Annotated in this window: 22 protein-coding genes and 1 pseudogene; 14 read left to right on the forward strand and 9 right to left on the reverse strand. The window is 65.4% G+C overall.

Annotated elements, in window-relative coordinates; genetic code table 11:
* Window positions 1-92 precede the first annotated feature (92 nt).
* Window positions 93-677 (reverse strand): CoA-binding protein, encoded by a 585-nt coding sequence (locus ACVW17_RS25700; protein WP_456754473.1) that lies wholly within the window; start codon window positions 675-677, stop codon window positions 93-95.
* Between the two features lie 129 nt (window positions 678-806).
* Window positions 807-1634 (reverse strand): enoyl-CoA hydratase, encoded by an 828-nt coding sequence (locus tag ACVW17_RS25705; protein ID WP_456754474.1) that lies wholly within the window; start codon window positions 1632-1634, stop codon window positions 807-809.
* Window positions 1635-1704: 70 nt separating this feature from the next.
* Between ACVW17_RS25705 and ACVW17_RS25710 the strand changes: the two genes are divergently transcribed.
* The 5 genes from ACVW17_RS25710 (at window position 1705) to ACVW17_RS25730 (ending at window position 4974) form a co-directional block, all read left to right on the forward strand.
* Window positions 1705-2133: a PaaI family thioesterase gene (locus tag ACVW17_RS25710; RefSeq protein ID WP_456754475.1), complete on the forward strand. Its 429-nt coding sequence runs from the start codon at window positions 1705-1707 to the stop codon at window positions 2131-2133.
* A gap of 153 nt (window positions 2134-2286) precedes the next feature.
* Window positions 2287-2751, forward strand: coding sequence for a 50S ribosomal protein L13 (rplM, locus tag ACVW17_RS25715; protein WP_021079117.1), 465 nt, complete (start codon window positions 2287-2289; stop codon window positions 2749-2751).
* Window positions 2751-3227 carry a 30S ribosomal protein S9 gene (gene rpsI / locus ACVW17_RS25720; RefSeq protein ID WP_212013477.1) on the forward strand — a complete coding sequence of 159 codons (477 nt, stop codon included), beginning with the start codon at window positions 2751-2753 and terminating at the stop codon, window positions 3225-3227. Before rplM ends, rpsI begins: the two co-directional genes overlap by 1 nt.
* A gap of 248 nt (window positions 3228-3475) precedes the next feature.
* Window positions 3476-4693, forward strand: a complete 1218-nt coding sequence (locus ACVW17_RS25725; protein WP_456754476.1) for a diguanylate cyclase — start codon at window positions 3476-3478, stop codon at window positions 4691-4693.
* Between the two features lie 44 nt (window positions 4694-4737).
* Window positions 4738-4974 carry a hypothetical protein gene (locus ACVW17_RS25730; RefSeq protein ID WP_456754477.1) on the forward strand — a complete coding sequence of 79 codons (237 nt, stop codon included), beginning with the start codon at window positions 4738-4740 and terminating at the stop codon, window positions 4972-4974.
* Between the two features lie 67 nt (window positions 4975-5041).
* On the opposite strand, the gene ACVW17_RS25735 is transcribed toward ACVW17_RS25730, so the two are convergent.
* Window positions 5042-6184, reverse strand: a complete 1143-nt coding sequence (locus tag ACVW17_RS25735) for an AI-2E family transporter (protein WP_456754478.1) — start codon at window positions 6182-6184, stop codon at window positions 5042-5044.
* A 280-nt stretch (window positions 6185-6464) separates the two neighbouring features.
* Between ACVW17_RS25735 and ACVW17_RS25740 the strand changes: the two genes are divergently transcribed.
* From ACVW17_RS25740 to ACVW17_RS25775, 8 genes are all read left to right on the forward strand, one after another.
* Window positions 6465-7235 carry a gamma-glutamyl-gamma-aminobutyrate hydrolase family protein gene (locus tag ACVW17_RS25740; RefSeq protein ID WP_456754479.1) on the forward strand — a complete coding sequence of 257 codons (771 nt, stop codon included), beginning with the start codon at window positions 6465-6467 and terminating at the stop codon, window positions 7233-7235.
* A 1132-nt stretch (window positions 7236-8367) separates the two neighbouring features.
* Window positions 8368-9207 carry an ABC transporter permease gene (locus ACVW17_RS25745; RefSeq protein ID WP_456754480.1) on the forward strand — a complete coding sequence of 280 codons (840 nt, stop codon included), beginning with the start codon at window positions 8368-8370 and terminating at the stop codon, window positions 9205-9207.
* 52 nt (window positions 9208-9259) lie between these two features.
* A complete protein-coding gene (locus ACVW17_RS25750) occupies window positions 9260-10258 on the forward strand; it encodes an ABC transporter substrate-binding protein (RefSeq protein ID WP_456754481.1) in 999 nt (332 codons plus the stop codon).
* A complete protein-coding gene (locus tag ACVW17_RS25755; RefSeq protein ID WP_456754482.1) occupies window positions 10255-11055 on the forward strand; it encodes an ABC transporter ATP-binding protein in 801 nt (266 codons plus the stop codon). The genes ACVW17_RS25750 and ACVW17_RS25755 overlap by 4 nt, the downstream gene beginning before the upstream one ends.
* 16 nt (window positions 11056-11071) lie before the next feature.
* On the forward strand, window positions 11072-12160 hold the full coding sequence (locus tag ACVW17_RS25760) for an LLM class flavin-dependent oxidoreductase (protein ID WP_456798003.1): 1089 nt from the start codon (window positions 11072-11074) through the stop codon (window positions 12158-12160).
* Window positions 12161-12182: 22 nt separating this feature from the next.
* A complete protein-coding gene (locus ACVW17_RS25765) occupies window positions 12183-13544 on the forward strand; it encodes an LLM class flavin-dependent oxidoreductase (RefSeq protein WP_456754484.1) in 1362 nt (453 codons plus the stop codon).
* Window positions 13545-13893: 349 nt separating this feature from the next.
* Complete coding sequence (locus tag ACVW17_RS25770) at window positions 13894-16197, forward strand: PAS domain S-box protein (protein ID WP_456754485.1); 2304 nt, start codon at window positions 13894-13896, stop codon at window positions 16195-16197.
* Window positions 16198-16267: 70 nt separating this feature from the next.
* The gene (locus tag ACVW17_RS25775; RefSeq protein ID WP_456754486.1) at window positions 16268-17335 is read left to right on the forward strand and encodes an ABC transporter substrate-binding protein; all 1068 of its coding nucleotides are present in this window, start codon (window positions 16268-16270) and stop codon (window positions 17333-17335) included.
* 63 nt (window positions 17336-17398) lie between these two features.
* On the opposite strand, the gene ACVW17_RS25780 is transcribed toward ACVW17_RS25775, so the two are convergent.
* On the reverse strand, window positions 17399-18628 hold the full coding sequence (locus ACVW17_RS25780; protein ID WP_456798004.1) for an ABC transporter substrate-binding protein: 1230 nt from the start codon (window positions 18626-18628) through the stop codon (window positions 17399-17401).
* A 178-nt stretch (window positions 18629-18806) separates the two neighbouring features.
* Window positions 18807-19784 carry a GlxA family transcriptional regulator gene (locus ACVW17_RS25785; protein WP_456754488.1) on the reverse strand — a complete coding sequence of 326 codons (978 nt, stop codon included), beginning with the start codon at window positions 19782-19784 and terminating at the stop codon, window positions 18807-18809.
* A gap of 154 nt (window positions 19785-19938) precedes the next feature.
* Between ACVW17_RS25785 and ACVW17_RS25790 the strand changes: the two genes are divergently transcribed.
* Window positions 19939-20202 carry a tautomerase family protein gene (locus ACVW17_RS25790; RefSeq protein WP_456754489.1) on the forward strand — a complete coding sequence of 88 codons (264 nt, stop codon included), beginning with the start codon at window positions 19939-19941 and terminating at the stop codon, window positions 20200-20202.
* A gap of 79 nt (window positions 20203-20281) precedes the next feature.
* Here the strand turns inward: ACVW17_RS25790 and ACVW17_RS25795 are convergent, their stop codons facing one another.
* The 4 genes and pseudogenes from ACVW17_RS25795 to ACVW17_RS25810 all read right to left on the reverse strand — a co-directional run bounded on the left by ACVW17_RS25795 (window position 20282) and on the right by ACVW17_RS25810 (window position 23808).
* The gene (locus tag ACVW17_RS25795; RefSeq protein WP_456754490.1) at window positions 20282-21862 is read right to left on the reverse strand and encodes a GMC family oxidoreductase; all 1581 of its coding nucleotides are present in this window, start codon (window positions 21860-21862) and stop codon (window positions 20282-20284) included.
* Window positions 21863-21877: 15 nt separating this feature from the next.
* A complete protein-coding gene (locus ACVW17_RS25800) occupies window positions 21878-22258 on the reverse strand; it encodes a branched-chain amino acid ABC transporter permease (RefSeq protein WP_456798005.1) in 381 nt (126 codons plus the stop codon).
* A gap of 88 nt (window positions 22259-22346) precedes the next feature.
* Window positions 22347-22916: pseudogene (locus tag ACVW17_RS25805) on the reverse strand (branched-chain amino acid ABC transporter permease); the annotation flags it as partial.
* A gap of 7 nt (window positions 22917-22923) precedes the next feature.
* Window positions 22924-23808: a branched-chain amino acid ABC transporter permease gene (locus ACVW17_RS25810; protein WP_456754492.1), complete on the reverse strand. Its 885-nt coding sequence runs from the start codon at window positions 23806-23808 to the stop codon at window positions 22924-22926.
* Window positions 23809-23810: the final 2 nt, after the last annotated feature.

Consider the following 23810-nt stretch of genomic DNA (forward strand, 5'->3'; position numbering starts at 1 on the left):
CGCCGCCGTCAAGCGCGTTCGGGACGCCGCCATTTGCTGAAAAGGCATCCCACGCCATACCGGCCGAGCGGAACGATTATTCCGCCGCGATGTCAGGTGGTCTCGGTCTTGTTTTTTGCCGCGCGGTCGGATGCCGCAGTCTGGCCGCCGCCGAAGCTCGTGCGGTTGAGCGACAGCCGCATGCCCTGCGTCGGGATCGGTGCACGCTTGGAACTCAGCGTGCGCGAGTTGACGCCCATCCAGGAGATTTCAGACGACAGACGGCCATACTCGATCTTCGGACAGCGATTCATCACCACCTTGAGACCGGCGGCTTCCGCCTTCTCGGCCGCGGCATCGTCGCGCGCGCCGAGCTGCATCCAGATCACCTTCGGCGGCGGCGACAATTTCAGCGCCTCGTCGACGACGGGCATGATGTGGCTTGAATTGCGGAAGATGTCGATCATGTCGATCGGGCGGTCGATATCCGCAAGCGAAGCGACGAACGGCTTGCCCATCAGCGTCTTGCCGACATGGCCGGGGTTGACCGGGATCATGTCGTAGCCGCGCTGCGCCAGATATTTGAAGGCGAAATAGCTCGGCCGCACATTGACCGGCGAGGCGCCGACCATCGCGATCGATTTGACGCCGTTCAGGATGCTGCGGATGTAGTTGTCGTCGTAGGCGTCGTGATTCATTTTTCTTCCGCTTTGTCATTCCGGGATGGTGCGTTAGCACCAGACCTCAGATGCGCAATCGCGCATCGGGGAATCTCGAGATTCCGGGTTCGATGCTTCGCATCGCCCCGGAATGACGACCTGCGGTCGTCACTTGTCCTGCCACTTCGGATCGCGCTTCTCGATGAAGGCGCCGATGCCTTCCTCGGCGTCGCGTGCCATCATGTTCTCGGTCATCACCTCGGCGGCGAAGCGATAGGCGTCCGCGAGGCTCATCTCGGCCTGGCGATAGAACGCCTCCTTGCCGAGCTTGACGGTATAGGCCGATTTCAGCGCGACCTTCTCGGCTAGCGCGATCGCGGCGTCGCGCTCGGTGCCTGCCGGCACCACGCGGTTGACGAGGCCGATGCTCTGCGCCGTTGCCGCGGAGACCGGCTCACCGGTCAGCAGCATTTCCATCGCCTGCTTGCGCGGCACGTTGCGCGACAGCGCCACCATCGGCGTCGAGCAGAACAGCCCGATGTCGACGCCCGGTGTCGCGAACGCCGCCGCCTCAGAGGCGACCGCGAGGTCGCAGCTTGCGACGAGCTGGCAGCCGGCCGCGGTCGCGATGCCCTGGACCGATGCCACCACCGGCTTCGGCAAATGCACGATCGCCTGCATCATCGCGCTGCACGCGTTCATGATCTCAGCGAAATAGGCGCGGCCACGGTCGGCATCGGTGCGGCGCGCGGTGAGCTCCTTGAGGTCGTGGCCGGCGCAGAACGCCGGGCCGTTGGCGGCGAGCACGACGGCGCGGATGCTCTTGTCACCGCCGATCTCGTTCAGCGCAGCGTGGAGTTCGCCGATCAGGCCTTCGGACAGGCTGTTGCGCGCCGCTGGCCGATTGAGCGTCAGTAGCGCGATACTGCCGACGGTCTCGCGCAGCAGGATCGGCTGGTGTTGCGGCGCTTCTGCGCGGGCGGCTTGGGCGGACATGGTGAAATTCCACGTTGGTCTGTATGACAACTTAATGTAACAGGCAGGCAGACGCGAGGGCAGGGACCGCATGGCGATTGCGAAAATGAGCGTGGCTGAGCTGGAGGAGTTCCTGCGCAAGGAATTTCCGCAGGCGTTCGCCTTCGACGACATCAGGATCGAGAGCGCCGATGGCGAGACGGCGCTGCTGCGCCAGGCTTTCAGCGAGCGCATGCTGCGGCCGGGCGGTACGGTGTCGGGGCCGACGCTGATGGGGCTGGCGGATTTCGCGATGTATGTGGTGCTGCTGTCGGCGATCGGGCCGATCGGCCTTGCCGTCACCACTAACCTCAACATCAACTTCCTGCGCAAGGGCCAGCCGGGGCAGGACGTGCTCGCGGTCGCCAAGCTGCTCAAGCTCGGCAAGCGGCTTGCGGTCGGCGAGGTGAACCTGTTGTCCGGCACCTCGCCGGATCCGATCGCCCATGTCACGGCGACCTATTCCATTCCAAATCAATAGTCTTTTTCGCGGTATTATTGCACCATATTTTTAAGTCATTGTTTTTACTGATGTAATTCCTGTGCGTCGGCGTTGACGCGCGCCCGCGGCTTCTCTAGAAACCCACCCAGTTCGGCGCATACGGCGCCGATTTCTTTTTCACGGATTTCACACATGAGCACGTTCTCGGCCAAGCCCGCCGAAGTGACGAAGAAGTGGGTCGTGATCGACGCCAAGGGTCTGGTCGTCGGTCGTCTGGCCACGCTCGTCGCGATGCGCCTGCGCGGCAAACACCTGCCCACCTACACCCCGCATGTCGATTGCGGCGACAACGTCATCATCGTCAACGCCGCGCATGTGGTGCTGACCGGCCGCAAGCGCGACCAGAAGACCTACTACAAGCACACCGGCTTCATCGGCGGCATCAAGGAGCGCACTGCGAAGCAGATCCTCGAGGGTCGCTTCCCCGAGCGCGTCGTCGAGAAGGCGATCGAGCGCATGATCCCGCGCGGTCCGCTCGGCCGCATGCAGATGGGCAATCTGCGCGTCTATCCGGGTGCCGAGCATCCGCATGAGGCCCAGAGCCCCGAGAAGGTCGATATCGCTTCCCTGAACCGCAAGAACACGAGGGCCGCATAATGTCCGACACGTTGCAGTCCCTCGACCAGCTCTCGCAGGTCAAGCCGGCCGCGCCCGACGCGCCGAAGTACGTCAAGAAGGTCGACAAGTTCAACCGCGCCTACGCCACCGGCAAGCGCAAGGACGCGGTTGCGCGCGTGTGGGTCAAGCCCGGCTCCGGCAAGATCTCGGTCAACACCCGCGAGTTCGAAGTCTACTTCGCCCGTCCGGTGCTGCGCATGATGATCCAGCAGCCGCTGGTCGCTGCCGCCCGCAACGGCCAGTACGACGTCATCTGCACCGTCGCCGGCGGCGGTCTGTCCGGCCAGGCCGGCGCGGTCCGCCACGGCATCTCGAAGGCGCTGACCAATTTCGAGCCCGAGCTGCGCAGCGTCCTCAAGAAGGGCGGCTTCCTGACCCGCGACTCGCGTTCGGTCGAGCGCAAGAAGTACGGCAAGGCGAAGGCCCGCAAGTCCTTCCAGTTCTCGAAGCGCTAATTCGAGCTGTAAAATTCGCGGCAATTGCCGCGAGCATCGAGTTGCAGAGGGCGCCGCAAGGCGCCCTTTTTGCTGCGTCCAATGCCGCGCGCTTCGCGGTGAATTAGCGCAGTTTTTCATGAAAACTTGCGTGTGCGTGCAAACGAAATCGGAACTCGGGCCTTCTAGCGTGCGATCTCGCACCGGCGCTGCATCACCGTATTAATTGCGCCTGCGAACGTTGCATCACACCGGGCTGGGGTGAGTTTATGTCGTTCGATCCATCGACGCTCTATTTGTTCGCCACCATGGTCGCGGGCATGCTCGGCGCCATGCTTTGGCTGTTCGGCAGGCAGGAGAACATTCCCGCGCTGAAATGGTGGGGCACCGCCTATCTGCTCGGCGCGGCCTCGGTCGCGCTGTGGACGGTCGGCAGCGCGATGCTCGATCCGATGGTGCTGCTGGGCCTCAATGCGATCGGCTTCGCCGCCTGCGGCATGGTCTGGAACGCCGCGCGGATCTTCCACGGCCGCAAGGCCAATTTGCCGGGCCTGCTGCTCGGCCCGATCGCGTGGATCGGTGCGGTGACGACGGTGCAGGATCCGGCGATGCGCCTGACCATCGGCGCTGCGATCGTCGCGGTCTACGCGGCGCTGACCGCGTCTGAACTGTGGAGCGAGCGCCGCCGTGCGATGCAGCGGCGCTGGATTGCGATCGTGATCCCGGTCGCCCATGGCTGCGTGCTGATGCTGCCGATCCTGGTCGGCGATCTGCTGCGCCTGAACGGCCAGAATGTCATCTCCAGCTTCTGGGTCACGCTGTTCTCGATCGAACTCGTGCTCTATGCGATCGGCACCGTGTTCGTGATCTTCATGATGGTGTCGGACCGTGCAGTGGCCGTGCACAAGACGGCCGCGTCGATCGATCCGTTGAGCGGCATGCTCAATCGCCGCGGCTTCACCGAGGCCTGCATGCGGGTGATCGACCGCGAGGCCACGGCCGGTCGGCCGGTCACGGTGATGATCTTCGACCTCGATCACTTCAAGTCGATCAACGACCGCTTCGGCCATCCCGCGGGCGACGAGATCCTGAAACTGTTCTCCGCCGTGGTGGTCAACAGCCTGAGGATCAGCGATCTGTCGGGCCGGATCGGCGGCGAGGAATTCGCGGCGCTGTTGCCGTGCTCGCTGGAGGAGGGCGTCCTGGTCGCCGAGCGGGTGCGCGAAGCCTTCGAGAACAGCAACATCACCTGTGAGGAAGGCGCGGTCGAGACCACGGTCAGCATCGGCGTCGCCGGCGGTCCGGCCGGGACCGAGCTCGAGGTGCTGCTGGCCTCGGCCGACACCGCGCTCTATCAGGCCAAGCGCGGCGGCCGCAACCGCGTCGAGGCGGCGGAGGAGCTGCCGCTGTCGCTGGAGAACTGGCGGCGCAAGACCGCCGGCCTGCCGGCCGCGGCGCGACAGAGGCCCGCGACTGTGCGGACATGAGCACGGTAACGACTGGTTAACCATTCGATCCCATGCTTTCGGGCATGGAGTCGATCCGCAGCCGCAATCCGCAATCCGCCCTGATGTCGCTCGAAGCCGACGCGGCTTCGGCCCGCAGCGGATTCGCCTGCCTGTTCGCGGACTCCGATGAATACGAGACCGCGCTGATCGCCGAACGGCGCGCGCAAGGGCGATACGAGGCGCCGAACAGCCGCTGGCCGATCGTGATGCTGCTCGGCCTGTTGCTGATGGTGGTGGGGACAGTCCTGCTGTTCTCCTGAAGTGCTTTCGTTGTCGTCCTAACGCGTTTTCCTGACGCGAACCGGTACCACTTCGCTTGAAAACGCTTTAGCTGTGCGCCGGAGCCTGATCCTCCGCCTTGAAGTGATCGATCATCACCTTGGCGATCGCCATCAGCGGCAGCGCCAGCGCCAGACCCCAGACGCCGAACACGACGCCGAGCAGGATCTGGAACGCGAACAGCGTGGCCGGCGGGATGTCGAGCGCCTGGCGCTGGATGATCGGGGTCAGCACGTAGCTTTCCAGCGCATGCACGCCGAGGAACAGGACGAAGGCCGACAGCGCCGCGATCCAGCCGCTCGCCAGGCTCGCCAGCACCACGATCAGCCCGCCGAGGATGGCGCCAACCGTCGGGATGAAGGCGAGCAGCCCGGCCTGGATGCCCAGGATGAACGAGCTCGGAATCCCGATGATGGCAAGCCCGATCCAGGTGACCAGGAACACCGCCGCCATGGTGATGATCTGGGCGATAAGCCAGCGCTCCAGCGTCTCGCCGATGCGGTCGACGATGACGGTCGCCTGCGCGCGGTATTTGGCCGGCGCGATGAACAACAGCCCGGCGCGGTAGATGCCGGGCTGCGCCGCGAAGGCGAGCCCGAGGAACAGCACGATGAAGAAGTTGCCGACCACGCTGACGGTGCCGAGCAGGACTTTCAGCGTCTGACTGATGATGGCGCCGCCGCTGGAGGCCAGCGCGCCGGCGCCGGGGATGCCATGGGACTGGGACGCCGCCGCCGGGCTCGTTGTCGTCGTCGCCACCGCTGTGCCTTCGCCCTTGGCCTCGCCGGCGGCATTGGTGAAATCGAGATAGCTAGTATCGACGCCGTGCTGCTCGAGGAATTCCTTGACGCTGCCGAGCTGCGATTTGATCGTGTTGCTCAGCACGGTGGCCTGCTGGGCGATGGTGGTGCCGCCGAGGAACACGATGCCGGACAACAGGCCTGCCATCGCCAGGCAGACGATCGCAAGCCGCAGCGCGTGCGGCAGCCCGGTCAGCCGGCCGAGCAGGGTGGTCATGGCATTGAGGCCGACCCCGAGCAGCATGCCCGCGAACAGCAGGAACAGCGTCGCGGCGAACTGCCAGGCGAACAGCAGCAGGGCGGCGAACAGCACGATGCCGATGCCGCCGATGGCGATCGCCCACGCCAGGTCGTTGCGGGCCTGCAGGCGATTGTCAGCCGAGTCAGTCACGGGTGATTCCCCTTTCGCGGACGGTGTCCGGAGCAGTCTTTGGCGAAAATCCCGCCGGGATCAAGCTGGGCCGGCCGTGCCGGTTTGCCGCTGACGCGCCGTGGTGACGGGGACGACCTGCCGGGCGTCCGGCCGGATTTCGGCCCGCCGGGGCGCCAATCTGTGCAGGGCTGCAAGCCCCCCTGTGCAGGAATAGACGGTTGATCCGGCGGGAACTCGAAGGCATGATCGTCTCCGCAACGTCGCAAGCTTAGAAGAATCATTGCGCGAGACTTCAATAATGAGACGGCCCGTGGTCGGCGTGATCGGAAACGCCCATCGCATCGAAAATCGTTTCACAGTCCAGATGGTCGGGGAGCGCAACCTGCGTGCGGTTGCCGAGGTCTCGGGTGCCGTGCCGCTGATGTTCGCGGGCAGCCCCGAAATCACCGAGGTCGGTGCCTTGCTCGACGTGGTCGACGGCGTCGTCCTGACCGGAGCCCGCGCCAACGTCCATCCGACCCGCTTCAACACCGAGCCCTGCGCCGCCCACGAGCCCTACGACATCCACCGCGATGACGTGGCGCTGGCGCTGACGGAGGCCTGCGTCGCGCGCGGCGTGCCGATCTTCGGCATCTGCCGCGGGCTGCAGGAGATGAACGTCGCCTTCGGCGGCTCGCTGCATCCGGAGATCCGCGAGATTCCGGGCCGCATGAACCACCGCATGCCGCGGCTCGAGAACGGCGAGATCCATCCCGATCCGACCGTGGTGTTCGCCGATCGTCACGATGTCGCACTGACGCCGGGAGGCGCCTTCGCAAAAATCCTTGGCCGCGAGACCATCCGGGTCAATTCGCTGCACGGTCAGGGCATCCTCGAGCCCGGCAAGCGCGTCGTGATCGAGGGCATTGCCGAGGACGGCACCATCGAGGCGATCCGGATCGCCGACGCGCCCGGTTTTGCGCTCGGCGTGCAGTGGCACGCCGAATACGATCCGCAACGCAATCCGATCAACCGCGCGCTGTTCGAGGCCTTCGGCGACGCGCTGCGCGAGAGGCGGCGCGCGGCGTAGGGGCTGCTTTCACTGCTGTTGTTCCTGCGCGTTTTAAGCACGATGTCATCACCCGGCTTGACCGGGTGATCCAGTATTCCAGAGGCAGGCGCTATTGAGCCGATGGGCCGCGGCGTACTGGATCGCCCGGTCAAGCCGTGCGATGACGGTTTTAGGTGAGGACGCAGTTTTCCATTCTCGCGACATCTTTTGTCCGAGCTTTGCTCTTTCGTTCCGCCCTCTCCGTTGGTGAGGGCGCAGGGAAAGCCGGGTGCCGATCGCACCCATGGGCCCCGAGCAATGGGTAGAAAGCTCGGGGGTAGGACCACAGGTGTAACCGGAGCAATCCGGCTTTCCCTGCGCGATGGGTTACGGCTTATACGTGCTCTCCCCGGCGAGACTGGGCTTGTTTGTCACCGTCTTCACAACGCGCATTTGCGCAATCGGAAGAGACACCTACCGCTAGGGCGTCAGGCCTGCACGATTTCGCCGTCCGCCTCATGCGCACTCGTCAGTTGCGCAATCGGCGTCCACCGCATCTCGACCCGCGTTCGTGACGACCGCGAAGCGCCCCTCGATCGGGTGAGACGGGGAATTCATACATTGAGTTGCTCTTCGGATAAAGCGAAATATTTTCGTCGGGGGGCTTGCGCCGTCGGGCAACTCAGATGTAAGGGCCCGCGGCTCTCTCCCCTCGTCATTCCGGGGCGTGCGAAGCACGAGCCCGGAATCCATTGGGCCGCATCACGTGTGGTGAAATGGATTCCGGGTTCTCGCTTCGCGAGCCCCGGAATGACGAAGGAGGTTGCGGCTTGTGACGTCGGGCAACTCAGTGGCGCGCGCGCAAGGGGACGTTGCTCGCCGATGCAGAGGAGATAACCGAAATTCCTCGCTCACCGCCCGCGGCATTCAATCCTTCGGTCCACCGCTCGAACACGCGACGTAATTCGGGACGCCTGGATTCCGGTGTTCGCGAGCGTTGCGTAGTTCATCTGCATATTCCTTCACTGTCGCACGCGGCTTTGCGAGATAGGTCATCACGCCTGGCTCGAAACTATGGAATATCTTCTCTGTCGAAATGGTCTAGCTTGCTTGCACTGCAAGAGCGCGGTCGCAAGCGTGATCTTCGACCGTTGCGTAATGGGACGTGGTTATGTCAGTCGAGTCGATCGAAACCGTCGTTGATGTTCAGGCCGCTGACAAGGACAGAAGCAAGACGCTACGCTCTTACGCCGCCAGGCTGCCGTGGATCGTTATCATCCAGATGCTGGTGGTCGCCGCGATCCTGCTGGCCGTGCAGGTCGCGGTCGATAGCGGTGCAGTGAAACGAATCTATCTGGCGTCACCGACGCAGATTCTTGGCGCTTTCCCTCAGCTCTTCACCAGGGAGAATTTGCTGTTTCATCTTTCGGTGACCCTCGCCGAGGCCGGCGTCGGCGTGGCGCTGAGCGCGATCCTCGGGATCGCGACCGGCATCGCCATGGCCCTGTTCCCGAAGGTGCACCGGTTTCTCAACCCGTTCCTGATCTGGTTCATGGCGATCCCGAAGGTCACCATCATTCCGCTTCTCACGCTCTATCTGGGCCTCGGCTTCGAACACAAGGTGTTCATCATCTTCCTGTTTTGCTACTTCCTGTTCGTCTTCAACACCATTGCCGGCATCAAGCAGGTTCAGGACAACCATATCAAGGTCGCGCGGGCGCTCGGCGCGAGCCAGCGTCAGATCATCTGGAAGGTGGTGCTGCCGTCCGCCACGCCGTCGATCGTGGCCGCGGTGCGCATCGAGGCGGCGACCTGCCTGCTTGCGACTCTCTTTGCCGAGATCGTCGCCTCCAAGGCCGGCGTCGGCAACCTGCTCAACAAGCTGTCGGGCATCTACGACACCGCCGGTGTCTTCGCCCTCGTCATTCTCGTCACGTCGATCGCATTGCTGATCATCTATCTGGTTGATCTGCTCGAGCGGCGCGTCTTGCTCAGGTGGAAATACGTCTGACCGATCCCGGTTCCGCGTCTTCCCGTCACAGTTCGTTTCGAAGGGATCGATCATGCTCTCAACAGCCCTACCGGCTCGTCTGCTCGTCTTGACCGCACTTGCGCTCGGCTTCGCCGCGGCGGCCGGTGCGCAGGAGGAGAAAACCCTCAAACTGCAGGACACCACAAGCTATACGCAGCAGCCGATCGTGTTCGGCGTGGAGAAGGGGTTCTTCGCCGAGGAAGGCCTGAACGTCGAATTCGTCGGGACGCAGGATCCGGTCACGGCCACCTCGCGCGGCGACGTGACCTTCGCCTTCGGGCCGACCAGCGTCTATCTGCGTGCTGCCGCCCTGGGAGCGCCGATCAAGATCGTCGCCGCCGCGTTCCGTTCGAAAGGGCCGTATTTCCTGATCGCGCGCAAAGGCATCAAGTCGTTTGCGGACCTGAAGGGCAAGACGATCGGCGTCGGACCCGACACCAGCGGCAACCTCGCGTCGGTCGCGCGTTATCTGCTGCGGGCCGAAGGCATCGATCCCGACCGCGACGTGACATTGTTTGCCGCCGGTGCCACCGAAAAGGCCTACGGCGCGCTGGAGACCGGCCAGGTCGACGCCACCATCATCCATCAGCCCTTCGCGGCGCTCGGGGAGATCGAGGGAGTCTCGACCACGCTGGCGCGGGCCTGGGATTATCTGCCGACCTATCACACCGGCGTCCTGATCGCGGGCGACGCGGTGATCGCGAACGATCCCGATCTGCTGCGGCGCGGCCTACGGGCCTACTTCAAGTCCTATACCTACGCCAAGGCGCACTACGACGAATACCTGCCCTGGCTGCAGGCCCGCCTGAAGATCAATCCGGAGGCGGTGAAGCGCGCCATCTATCAGGAGGACGACGTCTGGGACGCCAATCCGGCGATCGATCCGAAGGCGATCCACGACACCCAGCAGCTCGAGATCGATGTCGGCAACCAGAAGGAGTTCTACGACGCCGCCAAATACATCGATGAGCGCTTCATTCCCCAGGAGTACGTGAAGCCGTTCGTCTATCCCGGGCGCAAGACGCAGTGAGCGAGAGCAAGCAGGAGCGCGAGGGCATGCCTGCCTTCACCATCAGGTCGCTCGACAAGATCTATCCCGGCACGCCGCCGGTGCGTGCGCTCAGCAACATCAGCTTCTCGGTCGAGGAGGGCGAGTTCGTCGTGCTGCTCGGACCCAGCGGCTGCGGCAAGAGCACGCTGCTGGAAATCCTCGCCGGGTTGCAGCAGCCGAGCGGCGGCTCGGTGCTGTTTCGCAACAAGCCGATCGACGGCCCCGGCGGAGAGCTCGGCGTCGTATTCCAGGATGCCTCGCTCTATCCGTGGCGAACGGTTGCGGCCAATGTCGGCCTCGGGCTCGAATTACGCGGCGTGGACAAGCAGCAAGCCCGGCGTTTGGTCGATGAGCATCTGGCGCTGGTGGGGCTCGATGGCTTCGGCGGCAAATTCCCGCACCAGATCTCCGGGGGCATGAAGCAGCGCGCCGGCATCGCGCGTGCGCTCGTCAATGATCCCGACGTCATCCTGATGGATGAACCGTTCGGCGCGGTCGACTACGTCACCCGCAACAGGCTGCAGGAAGACCTGATCCGAATCTGGCAGCAGCGCCGCAAGACCATCGTGTTCGTGACGCACGACGTCGGCGAAGCGGTGTTCCTTGCCGATCGCATCGTGCTGCTGTCACCGCGGCCCGGACGGATCGCCGAGATCGTCACCCTCGAGCTGCCGCGCCCGCGTCGGCGGGGCGACATCGAGCTTCTGCAACGCGAAGCCCGGATCTACGAGGCACTCCGCGCGCTGGAGCCAGCGGCGACTGCAACCGTGGCCTGACTGAACGGAGACCAACATGGCCAAACCGCTCCACCTCGGCTTTCTCTATGCGCCGCAATCCGGCCAGCAGACGCATGACGAAAGCTTCGATCCGCTGAATCCCGTCCACCTGACCAGTCTTGCGCGCGACCTGGAGGAGGCCGGCTTTGGCTTCCTCCTGATCGACGACAGCGTCGGCGATGCCGCGCCTGCCCGCAGCGAAGCGTTCACGACGGCGTCCTTTCTCGCGACCAGGACGCGCCGTATCGGTCTGATCGCGGCGGCCAACACCAGCTATGTCGAGCCGTATAATGTGACGCGGCTCGCCGCCTCGCTCGATCATGTCACGCATGGGCGGGCCGGCTGGCTGGTCTCGACCGGCGCGGTCGATCCTGCCGGCGCCAATTACGGGCAGGCCGCGGTTGCGCCTGACCTCCACTATGCGCGTGCCGGCGAGATCCTCGATATCGCGCGCCGGCTCTGGGATAGCTGGGAGGACGATGCCTTTGTTCGCGACAAGCACAGCGGCGTGTTCGTCGATGGCAGCAAGATCCATCCGATCGATCACGCCGGGCCTTCGTTCAGGGTCAAGGGACCGCTGAACGTCGCACGGCCGCCTCAGGGCCAGGTCATCGTCGCTCACCGCGTGGTGGACAAGCGGTCGGCGGAGTTCGCGGGTCGGCACGCCGACATCGCCATCCTCGGGGCCGGGACGGAGGGCGATGTCGTCGCCTTGCGTGACGGCGTGCTCGCGGCTGCGCGGGCCGCGCAGCGCGATGAGCGCGTGCGCCTGTTTGCGGAGATCGTGCCGTTCATCGGGCTGGACCATACGGCAGCCGCGCCAGGGACGTCCGCCCTCAATCATCTGTCGGGCACCCCGTCGGAGATCTCTGACCGGATCGAGTCGCTGGCGAATGCCGTGACGCTGGATGGCCTGCTGGTGGCGCCTCGGGTTGTCGGCCGCGGCCTCGAGGCCTTTGCCCGCGATGTCGTCCCGGAACTGGTGCGGCGGCAGCGGCTGCGGTCCGGCGACGGACCGGCCAGCCTGCGCGACAGGCTCGGCCTGGCCCGGCCGCGCAATGTCTTCGAACAGCAAGCACCACGGCCGGCCAGCACGGCTGCCTGAACCATCCTGCGAGCGTTTCATCATGTCCAAGCGAGAATTGCATTTCGGCTTGATGTTCTGGGCCGGTGGCACACACCCGAGCGGCTGGCGCTATCCGTCCTCGCATGCAGGCGCCGCCTTCGACATCGAGTTCCTGCAGCGGGTCACCCGGCTTGTGGAGGCGGCCAAGTTCGACTTCCTGTTCCTTGGCGATCGGCTCGCGAGCGATCCGAGCCTGCAAACCACCAATCCCTCGCAGATGTCGCGCCTCGAGCCGTTCGTGTCCGGCGCGAGCCTGGCGGCCGCGACCAGCCATATCGGCATCGTCGTCACGGCCAATCCGACCTATTACGATCCGTACAATCTCGCGCGGATGCTGGCGTCGCTGGATCATTTGAGCCAGGGCCGCGCGTCATGGAATCTGGTGACCGGCGCCGATGAGATCGCCGCGGGCAATTTCTCCCGCCAGGCCCATTGGGACACTGAGCGGCGCTACGACTGGGCGGACGAATTCGTCGCCGTGGTGCGGGGGCTCTGGGATAGCGATGCGATCACGCCGCTGCATCACAGGGGGCGCTATTTCGACGTCGCCGGGCCGCTGAATGTCCGGCGCCCGCCGCAGGGCCACCCGGTGATCCTGCATGCCGGCACCTCGGACCGTTCGCGCGAGCTCGGCGCGCGCGATGCCGATGTCATCTTCGCCGGCCAGGCGACGATCGAGAGCGCGAAGGCGTACTACGCGGACGTCAAATCCAGGGCCGGCAAATACGGCAGGCGCGATGCCGACATCGCGATCCTGCCCGGGCTCACTCCCGTCGTCGCGGAGACCACCGAGAAGGCCGTCGCGATCTTCGACCACCTCAATTCCTTTGTCGCGCTGGAGCCCGAGGGCGATGGCGGCGAGGCCAGCCGCTACGGATCCCTCGGCAGGATGGGCAAGCGCCGCAACCTCACCGCGGTGTCGGCCGCGATCGGCGTCGACGTTTCCGGTCAGGACCGGGATGCGCCGGTCGATCCCGCGGTGCTGGCGGAGGCTAATGAAAACGGCCGGCGGCTGTTTGCCGATGTCACGCGGCTCACCCGCCGCGACGTCAAAGGTCCCAACCGTCTGACCTATCGCGATCTCATCGTCGGACACATCAGCACCGGCGCGGTCGTGGTCGGCAATCCGAGGGAGGTCGCCGATCACATTCAGTTCTGGTTCGATGAACGGGCGGCCGACGGCTTCAATATCTTCCCGCCTTATGTGCCGGAATCCGTCGAGGCCTTCACCAGCCTGGTCGTCCCCGAATTGCAGCGGCGCGGCCTCTACCGGACCGAATATTCCGGTTCGACCTTTCGCGATCATCTCGGCCTGGCCAAGCCGGCGTCGGTTCTCTCCAACGGCTCCAGCCTGCAGGGCTGACGCGCATTGCAGGAGCTCCGCGGGGTTCGCTCCCGCGCCACGTCGCGTTTGACAAGGCCTTCCGCGAGGCGGTGAACGTCTCCGCCGTCGCCCGAGCAGGGCCGGGATCACGCGAAGATCGCCTCAATTGACCCCGATCCGCCCCATACTGGGACCGGTTCATCCGGCATCGGCCCATGCCTGCGGCTTGTCTCCGTACTTATACGGACACGAAAGTGGCGGATTGGCAGCCCGGACTCGGCTAAGCAAAGGGGTAAGCCACCCGATATTGCCCCGGCGCCGACGTCCTTTCTGACACTGTTTTCCTTTTCCATTTTCCGGTGCAGCGGCTCGCGATGAGTCGGTCGGGATGAGTTTGTCGGGCCGCCTGGCGGCCGGGTTGATGCCTCCGGTCGTGGTGCTGCTGCTCGCGCCGGGCTTCATCCATGCCGTCACCTCGTCGGGCATCCTGCTCGCGGGTGGCGTGGTTGCGGTGGTATTGATGAGTGCTGAGGGGATTGCCAGGCCAACGTCCGAGCCGCTCGCCCAGATGACACGGGCGGCGGAGACGCTGTCGCGCGGCGAGCCGGCGCCGGTCCGCCCTGATGGCAATCCCGAAGCCGCGCGGCTCGCCGCGACGCTGGCCGAGTTGTCGGCGCAATTGGGCAGCAGGCAGAACCTGCTGGAGAAGACCATCGAGAGCATCCGCGATCCGGTGGTGGTGGTCGAGCAGCATGGGGTGGTCGTGATCGCCAACGCCGCGGCGCGGCGGCTGTACAAAGTCGACCCCGGCTTCGACACCCTGACCGGGGTTCGCAGCTTCCAGAACTATTATCCCGACGGCACGACCGTGATGCCGATCTCGGAGACGCCGGTGGCGCGCGCGTTGCGCGGCGATGACGTCGACGATTTCGAGCTGATCGTCAGACCGCTGTCGCCGGATCCGGAGGTCTGCATCGTCGCCAACGCCAGGCCGCTGCGCGACGACGCCGGCAGGTTGCGCGGCGCGGTGGCCGTGCTGCACGATGTGACCGCGCAACGGCGGGCGCATCAGGCGCTGGTCGACAGCGAGCAGATGGCACAGGCCATCATCAGGACCGCGCTCGACGCCTTCGTCCAGACCGACCAGGACGGCATCGTGCTCGACTGGAGTCCGCAGGCCGAGGCACTGACCGGCTGGACGCGGACCGAGACGCTCGGCTGCCGGGTGGTGGAGCTGGTGTTTCCGGAGGAGCTTCGGGATGCGCACAGGCAGCGGATCGCCCGATTCCTGCAGGAGACCGCCGGCGGCGGCATGGGGATGCGGTACGAGTCCGAATCCGTGCACCGCGACGGCCACCGGTTCTTCGTCGAGGTGTCGCTCAATGCGCTCAGGCGCGGCGACGGTTACGTCATCAATGCCTTCGTCCGGGACATCACCCAGCGCCGGATCGCCGAGGAGCAGCTGATCCAGGCGCAGCGAACCGAATCGCTCGGGCGGCTGACCGGCGGCATCGCGCACGACTTCAACAACATGCTGACCGTGATCACCGGCACGGTCGAGATCCTTGCCGACGGCGTCAAGGACAACCCGCAGCTTGCCGCGATCGCCAAGCTGATCAGCGATGCCGCCGATCGCGGCGCGCAGCTCACCACGAGCCTGTTGGCATTCGCGCGCAAGCAGCCGCTGCAGCCCGCGGAGACCGACGTCAACGACCTGATCGGCGAGGTGGTGCGGTTGCTATCGCAGACGCTCGGCTCGCAGACCGAGATCAGGACCGAGCTTGGCCGCGGCGCCTGGCTCGCCTTTGTCGACCGCAGCCAGCTCGGTGCTGCGCTGGTCAATCTCGCCATCAATGCGCGCGATGCCATGCCCGAGGGCGGCACGCTGACCTTTGCGACCCGCAACGTCCAGCTCGGCGTTCCCGACGCCGTGGCGCGCGGGGTCGAGCGCGCCGGCGACCATCTCGTGATCGAGGTGAGCGACACCGGCACCGGGATTTCGCCGTCGCATCTGGAGAAGATCTTCGATCCGTTCTTCTCCACCAAGGAGGTCGGGCAGGGCACCGGACTCGGGCTCAGCATGGTGTTCGGCTTCGTCAAGCAGAGCGGCGGCGGCATCGAGGTCAAGAGCGAGCCCGGACGCGGCGCGATCTTCAGGATCTATCTGCCCAAGGCCGACGGCGCCGCGCAGCGCGCAGCCGAAGAGGACGATCAGCCGGTCAGGGGCGGCAGCGAGACCATCCTGTGCGTCGAGGACGATCCCACGATCCGCGCCTACGTCACCGAGCAGCTCGAAGGCCTCGGTTACAAGGTGCTGGTGGCGGCCAACGCGGACGCCGCGCTCGAGATCGTCGGCTCCGGCACCGCGTTCGATCTTTTGTTCACCGACATCGTGATGCCCGGCAGCATGAACGGCCGGCAATTGGCCGATACGCTGATGGCCGGGCGTCCGGCGCTGCGGGTGCTGTTCACCTCGGGCTACAGCGACGGCGTGCTGCCGGCACAGCAGGGGCGCAGCGGCCACGGCATCCCGCTCCTCACCAAGCCGTATCGGCGCAGCGAGCTGGCGCGAATGCTGCGGCGCTGCCTCGATCTTCAGATCGACTTCCAGGGCGATCCGGTTCCGCAGCCTTACTCCGTGCAGCCCGATCTCGAACGCTTCCTGCGCGAGAATCCGCCTGACAAGACGTAGCGCGCCCAGGCTGCTATGCTCCTGCAACAACGGCGCGGCCGGTCAACGGCCCGATTCTGGGGAGCATGGAATGCAGGACCGCAAATGGTCGAGACGCGACTGGCTCAAGGTGACGGCAGCGACCGCGGCCGGCATGGTGTTCGCCGAACCCTTACGGGCGGCGGCGCCGCCGGCGGAGGCGGTGACGCCGGACCTGATCGCGGCGGCCAAGAAGGAAGGCAAGATCTCGTTCTACAGCGCGCTGGAATTGAACACCGCCGAGCGGCTCGCGCGCGACTTCGAGCAGAAATATCCCGGGATCAGCATCCGCGTCGAACGTTCCGGCGCCGAGCGGATCTTCCAGCGCATCGCGCAGGAGCAGGGCAGCGGCATCCATGCCGTCGACGTCGCCAACTCGACCGATCCCGCGCATTATCTCGACTGGAAGAAGAACGACTGGCTCGCCGCCTATCTGCCGGAAGAGGTCGCCAGGAATTTTCCCGCCGACCAGATCGATCCGGACGGCACGTCCGCGACGTCCTGCGCCTGGTTCGAGGTGATCGGCTACAACACCGAGCAGGTCAGGCGCGAGGAGGCGCCGAAGAGCTACGCCGATTTGCTCGATCCCAAATGGCGCGGCAAGATCGTCAAGGGTCACCCGGGCTACTCCGGCGCGATCATGACCGCGACCTTCGTGCTGGCGCGCGATCTCGGCTGGCCGTATCTGGAGAAGCTTTCGCAGCAGCGGGTGATGCAGGTGCAGTCGGCGGCCGATCCGCCGAAGAAGATCCTGCTCGGCGAGCGCGCGGTCATGGCCGACGGCAACGACTACAACCTCGTGCTGGCCAAGGACCAGGGCAAGCCGGTCGAGGTGGTCTATCCGGCCGAGGGCGCGCCGCTGATCATCGTGCCGAGCGGCATCTTCAAGAACGCGCCGAACCCGAACGCGGCGCGGCTGTTCCAGAGCTTCGTCTTCAGCGCCGAGACCCAGCAGATGCTGGCCGACGAGTTCGCGCACCGCTCGTTCCACGGCAAGGTGAAGGAGAAGGCGGGCCACGTGCCGCTCGACAAATTGAAGATGCTGAAGGCCGATCCGGCCCAGGTGCAGGCGCAGAGCGAGGCGATCAAGGCACGCTACGCGAAGCTGTTCAGGGTGTAGACGTTAGGCGTCGCATCGTCGTCCCGGCGGATGCCAGGGCAACGGTGCGGTGACTGCGGTCGGCTAGCCTCCGACTTCCGCGCTGAGCATGGGCCCGAACAACTCCCAGCGCTCGCCTTTGAGCCGTCGGAGCTGCATCTGCTTGATCGGCGCGAAATCGATCGGGCTGGTGTTGATGGTGATTCCCGGCAGCAGGTTGTTGGTGCGGAAAGCCCTGAGGTTCGCGGCCTGTCTCATCACGTTCGCCCGCGTGAGATCGTCGCCGCACTGCTTCAGTACCTGGACCAGGGTCTGAGCGGAATTGTAACCCGTCACCACCAGGCCGTCGGCCCGATTGCCTTCGGGGAAGTACTTAGCGAGATATTCGTCGAAGGCCTTCATGCCGGGATCGTCCTTCCATTGCGGGTCGAGCGGATCCATCAGATAGGCCACCGAGATGATGCCTTGCGCGTTCTCGAAGCCCGCAGGCTGGATCACGGCGCCGATCGAGGAGGCGACCGAATTGAGGATGTGCAATGGCTTCCAGCCGATCTCGGCCGTCTTCTTGATGGCCTGCGCCGCGAATTTCGGCGTGGCGATGTCGACGAACACATCGGCATTCAGCGATTTCATCTTGACGATGTGCGTGTCGATGGTCGGCTCGGCGACCTCATACGCATCCTCGACAACGATCATCGATGCCGCCTTGTCGCCGAGGCCGTCCTTCAGCCCCTTGAGGTAGTCCTTGCCGTAATCGTCGTTCTGGTAGAGCACGGCGATCCTGCCGTTCGGCTTTTCCTTCAAGATGTGCTTGGCGTAGATCCGGCCCTCGCTCTGATAGCTGGGCTGCCAGCCCATGGTCCACGGAAAGTTCTGCGGATCATTCCATTTGGTCGCACCGGTCTGAATGAACAGCTGCGGCACCTTCTTCGTGTTCATGTATTTCTGAATGGCGCCGTTGGGCGCCGTGCCGAGCGCGGCGAAGATCAGCAGGACTTCGTCGCCCTCGACCAGCTTGCGCGCCTGCTCGACCGTTTTCGGCGGGCTGTAGCCGTCATCATAGGAGATGAAATTGATCTTGCGGCCATTGATGCCGCCTTCGGCATTGATCTTGCGGAAATAGGCCGCCTGAGCCCGGCCGCTGGTGCCATAGGCGGATGCCGGCCCGCTGTACGGCATGATGTTGCCGATCTTGATTTCGGTATCGGTTGCGCCGGTGTCGTATTTCTTCTGGGCAAATGCGCTGCCGGAACAGACGGCGAGAATAATGATGGCGGTCGAAACCGCCGCCATTCGCCGAGCGACGAAGGACATCTCGTTTCTCCCAAATGCAAAATGAGCGTGTCTGTTTTATCGCGGCCGCTTTCGGGGCCTTGCCGTTGAGTGAACACCCGGCACCGATCATTGTCGATTCCGAACGTCAAAGCGTGCGTGCCGCGTCGCATCACGTCGCGCAGTTTGTCAGTGTTGCTGACCGTAATCTTCCGGGTGGCTATGCCGCACGCATCGTGCGCTGGGCGCGATAGGCCTGCGGCGACAGCAGCGTCAGCTTGCGGAAGGCCTTGCGAAAGCTGCTCTCGTCCTCGTAGCCGGTGGCGCGGGCGATCGTCTTGATCGGTTGGGTCGTGGTCTCCAAGAGCGTGCGGGCGTGCTCGACGCGGCGGCGCATGATGAAGGCCTGCGGGGGCTCGTGGGTCAATTCGCGGAAGCGGCGGTTCAGCGTGCGCTCGCTCAGGCCCAGCGCATGTGCGAGGCTGCGCACCGTGACCGGCGTCCTGCCGGTGCGGCGCACCAGCATGTCCGCCTTGATCAGTAGCGGGTCCTGCCCGAACATGTAGCCGAGCGGCATGAAGATCGCCTGGGTGCGCTGTGCGGTGTCGATCACCGCATAGTCGGCGCAGACCTTTGCGACCTCCGCGCCTTCGACCAGCTCGATCAGCCGCAGCAGCAGATCGACCCATGACATCGGGCCGGCGGCGCAGACCAGGCGGTCGGCCTGGGTGATGACGGCATCGCTGGCGAGGTCGACCTTGGGATGGCGGCGGCGCAGCTCGCTTTGCAGCCACCAGGTGATGGTGGCGCGGCGGCCGTCGAGCAGGCCGGCATTGGCGAGCAGCAGCACGCCGCTGCAGAAGGCGCCGATCAGCCGGCCGCTCGCGTGCTGCCGGCGCAGCCAGGCGCCGGCGCGGTCATATTGCGATTGCAGGCGCTCGGCGGTCAGGTGGTCGACGAGGCTGCCCGGCACGATGACCGCGTCGCAGCCGGTGCGGCTGCCGACGGCGCCATCGACCGCGAGCAGCTTGCCGCCGCCGGCGCGCACTGCCTTGCCGTCGAGCGAGAGCGTCTGCCAGCTGAAGCGCGCGTTGCCGCCGCGCAGCTGCATCACATGGTTGGCGAGGGTGAGGATGTCGGCGATGCCGGCGACCGCCGATTGCATACAGCCTTCCAGCGCAAGGATCGCAAGTTTCATGGGGCCTCCAGACGTTGCCGTCATCCTATCCGATCGGGGCGAGCGGGCCAGTGGCAGATATTGCCCGATCTCTGTCCGATCGGCCACTGCCTGATTAGGCCATGGCGGTCCATCTTCGCGATCGTTGTCACCACCTCAGCAATGGAGAGAGACCATGCCTTACGTCACCATTTCCACCGTCCGCGGCATCTTCGACGTCGCGCAGAAGCGCGCGATGCTCGAGCGCGTCACCGATCTCATGGTCGAGATCGAGGGCCAGGGTAATCCCGATTTCCGCCGCAACGTCTGGGTCAAGATCGAGGAGGGCGAGCCGGCGAGCTGGTCGCTCGGCGGCATGATCCCGTCGCCGGACCTGATCGCGGGCAATTTCGGGCCGCTTGACGCCGGCGGGCGGCGGATTGCGAAAGCGAAGGTGTAACCGACCGCGACGACGACAAAAGGCGCTTCCACCGGAAGCGCCTTTTGCACGCACGATTGGAAAGGTCGGCGCAGATACGTCAGGCGGCGATCGCGGCGGCGGCGCGTTCGGCGATCAGGATCGTGGGCGTCTGGATGTTGCCCGAGATCATGATCGGGATCACCGAGGCGTCGGCGACGCGGAGGCCGTCGAGGCCGTGCACCTTGAAGCTTGTGGGATCGACCACTGCCATCCCGTCGTTGCCCATGCGGCAGGTCGAGGACGCATGGTACAGCGTCGTGCAATGGCCGCGGACGTAGTCGGCGATGTCGGCGTCGCCGGTCGCCTCCACGCTCGGCGTGATCTCGCCCTCGATCAGCTCTTTCAGCGGCGACTGCGCCGCGATACGGCGGTTGATCCGCACGCCTTCGACCAGCGTTGCGATGTCACTGCCGCTCGGATCGGACGAGAAATAGCGCGGGTCGATCGCCGGATTTTCCAGCGGATCGGCCGAGCGCAGGGTCAATTCGCCGCGGCTGTTCGGCCGCTGCAAGGTCGAATGCAGGGTGATGCCCGGCTTCGAGGACAGGAAGCGCACATAGTCGCGGTGCGGGCTGATGGCGCCGTAGAGCTGCAGATCGGGCTCGACATCGGGGCGGCTGCGGACATGGGCGCCGGCGGCGACCCAGGGCGAGGAGCGGGGACCGCTGCGGCCGTCCTGCCATTCCTTCAGGCTGGCCTCCAGGCTCTCGTCGGTCCAGGCGCCGACGCCGATCTTCTCTTTGGTGTAGAAGGTGATGGGGATGTTGATGTGGTCCTGCAGATCCTTGCCGACGCCGGGCAGATCGTGCACCGGCGTCACGCCGACGGCCTTCAGCTCGTCGGCAGGACCGATGCCCGACAGCAGCAATTGCTGCGCGGAGCCGATCGCGCCTGACGACATCACGACATCGCCGGCCGCGTGTGCGGTCTTGAGCTGGCCGTTCTCGAGATAGTCGACCCCGGTGGCGCGGCCCTTCTCGACGATCACGCGGATCACGCGGACGCCGGTCCTGACCGTCAGATTCGGCCGTTCCAATGCGGGACGCAGATAGGCCTTGCCGGTGCCGAACCGCTCGCCCTGCTTGATCACGAACTGGAAGAAGCCGGCGCCTTCCTGGCTCGCGCCGTTGAAGTCGCGATTGTGCGCATGACCGGCGGCGTTGGCCGCTTCCAGCCAGAGTTTTTCGTGGGGATCGACGAACGGAACATGGGCGACATACAGCGGGCCCTTGGTGCCGTGCAGCGGGCTGTCGGTGAAATCGCCATTGTTCTCGAAGGCGATGAAGTCAGGCAGCACGTTGCGCCAGCCCCAGCCGGTGCAGCCGGCCTTTTCCCAGCCATCATAATCGGAGGGCAGGCCGCGGATGTAGATCATTGCGTTCATCGCGCCAGAGCCGCCGACCATCTTGCCGCGCGGCCAGAACACCCGGCGGCCGCGACAGCCGGCCTGGGGCTCGGTGTAGAACCCCCAATCGACCGCGGTGTTGAACATCGTCGGCCAGTCCGAGGGGATGTCGGACGCCAGCGGCGCGGCGCGGCCCGCCTCCAGCACCAGCACCTTGCGGGCAGGATCGGCGGACAACCGATTGGCCAGCACGCAGCCGGCCGAACCTGCGCCCACGATGATCGTATCGTACATCTGTCACTCCATTGGTCACGCCGGCGTGTCGCCGGAGATTTCTGCCGTCATCGCGGGACCGCGCGAGCGCAGCCGGCGCAAGCGGTCCCAGATGCTCTCAAACAAGCCGATCAGGCCGTTCGGCATCAGCACCATGACAGCGGCGATGATGATGCCGAGCCCGAGCGAGCGGAATTCGCCGATCTCGCGCATCGCCTCGTCGGCGGCGACCAGCACGATGGCGCCGACCAGCGGCCCCCAGAGACGGCCGATGCCGCCCACCACCACCATCGCGATGATGAAGAACAGCTGCGAGAACGACAGCACGCCGGGGCCGATCGCATTGAAATGCGCGGCATAGAGCCCGCCGGCGAGCCCGGTGAAGAACGCCGACAGGCCGAACACCAGCAATTGCATCTGGAAGCGGCTGATGCCGCGGGTCCATGGCGCAGCCGGGATTGTCGCGCAGCGCGCGGAAGGCAAGCCCGATCGGGCCGCGGATGATGGCCCAGGTGAACAGCATCGTGATCGCGAAGAGCGCCACCACCAGCGCGTAGTCCGCGACCAGGAACTTGGCCTTGAACATCGCGCGGGTGCCGAGATCGCCGAAGCGCGCGAAGCCGACCGCGCCGCCGGTGAGTTGCCGGCACTGGGTGCCGACCATCACGAAGCAGTCGGTGTCGGTGACGATCAACAGATACATCACCTGCGCGACCGCGAGCGTCAGCAGCGCGGTATAGGCGCCGCTGAGGCGCAGGCAAGCCGCACCGATCACCAGGCTGAACAGCACGGTCGCGATCGCCGCGAGCGGCATCGCAGCCCAGACGTTGAGACCGAAATAGAAGCACAGCATCGCGGTGGCGTAGCCGCCGAAGCCGAACAGCGCCATCTGCGCCAGCGAGAACACGCCGGAGAAGCCGAACAGCAGGTTCCACTGCGAGGCGACGATCGCATAAAACAGGCCGAGCGTGACCTGGCCGATCACGTAGCGGCTGTCGACATAGAACGGCAACGCAACCGCCGCGGCGAGCACGACGAGACCGATCAGGAGGTTGGCGAGATCACTGCGTTTCACATCGGCCTCACAGACGCCGCACTTCGACCCGGCCGAACAGCCCGCCGGGCCGGCGGATCAGCACCAGGATCACGATCGCCAGCAGCGCCGGAAAACCCCAGCGCGCGCCGGCCAGGAACTGGACCAGCGCCTCGACGATGGCGAGGCCGAACGAGGTGATGATCGCGCCGGGCAGGTTGCCGAGCCCCGCCACCACGCACATGATGAAGGCCTTCAGCATCGGATCGGCGCCGAGCGAGGGCGAGAGCTGGGTGATCGACGACACCAGCACGCCGCAGACGCCGGCGAGCATGCCGGACAGGATCAGGACCTGGAGATAGACCCGTGCCACCGGCACGCCCATCAGCTTGGCGGCATCGGGGTTCTGCGCGGTGGCGCGAATGGCGCGCCCAGCTTTGGTACGGGTGAGAAACAGCGCGGTTGCGCCCATCAATGCGATGGCGCTGACGATGATGACGAGGTTCTGCCAGGGCAGCACGAAGCCGCCGAGATTGATCGATCCGCCGACCGAGAGCGGCTGCCCCAGCGGCTGGCCGCCATAGAGCCGCAGCACCGCATTCTCGAGCGTGAGCGCGACGCCGAAGGTCGCGATCATGATGGTGGTCTCGAAGGTCTCCGGGCTGCGGCGCGACAGCGGATAGGCGACCAGCATGAAGATCAGCGCGCCGATCACGCCGCCGACCGCGGCGGCGGCAAGCACCGCGAGCGGCACAGGCAAGCCAAGCTGGCTGGCGGCGGTGAACGCGGTGTAGCCGCCGAGCGTCAACAGCGTTCCGTGCGCCATATTGAGCATGCCGAGCGAGCCCCAGACCAGCGACAGGCCGAGCGTCGCCAGCGCGTACAGCGCGCCGGTGGTGATCCCGGAGACGATGACGGGTCCTATGATCTCCACGC

The organism is Bradyrhizobium sp. USDA 4473, from assembly GCF_054063335.1.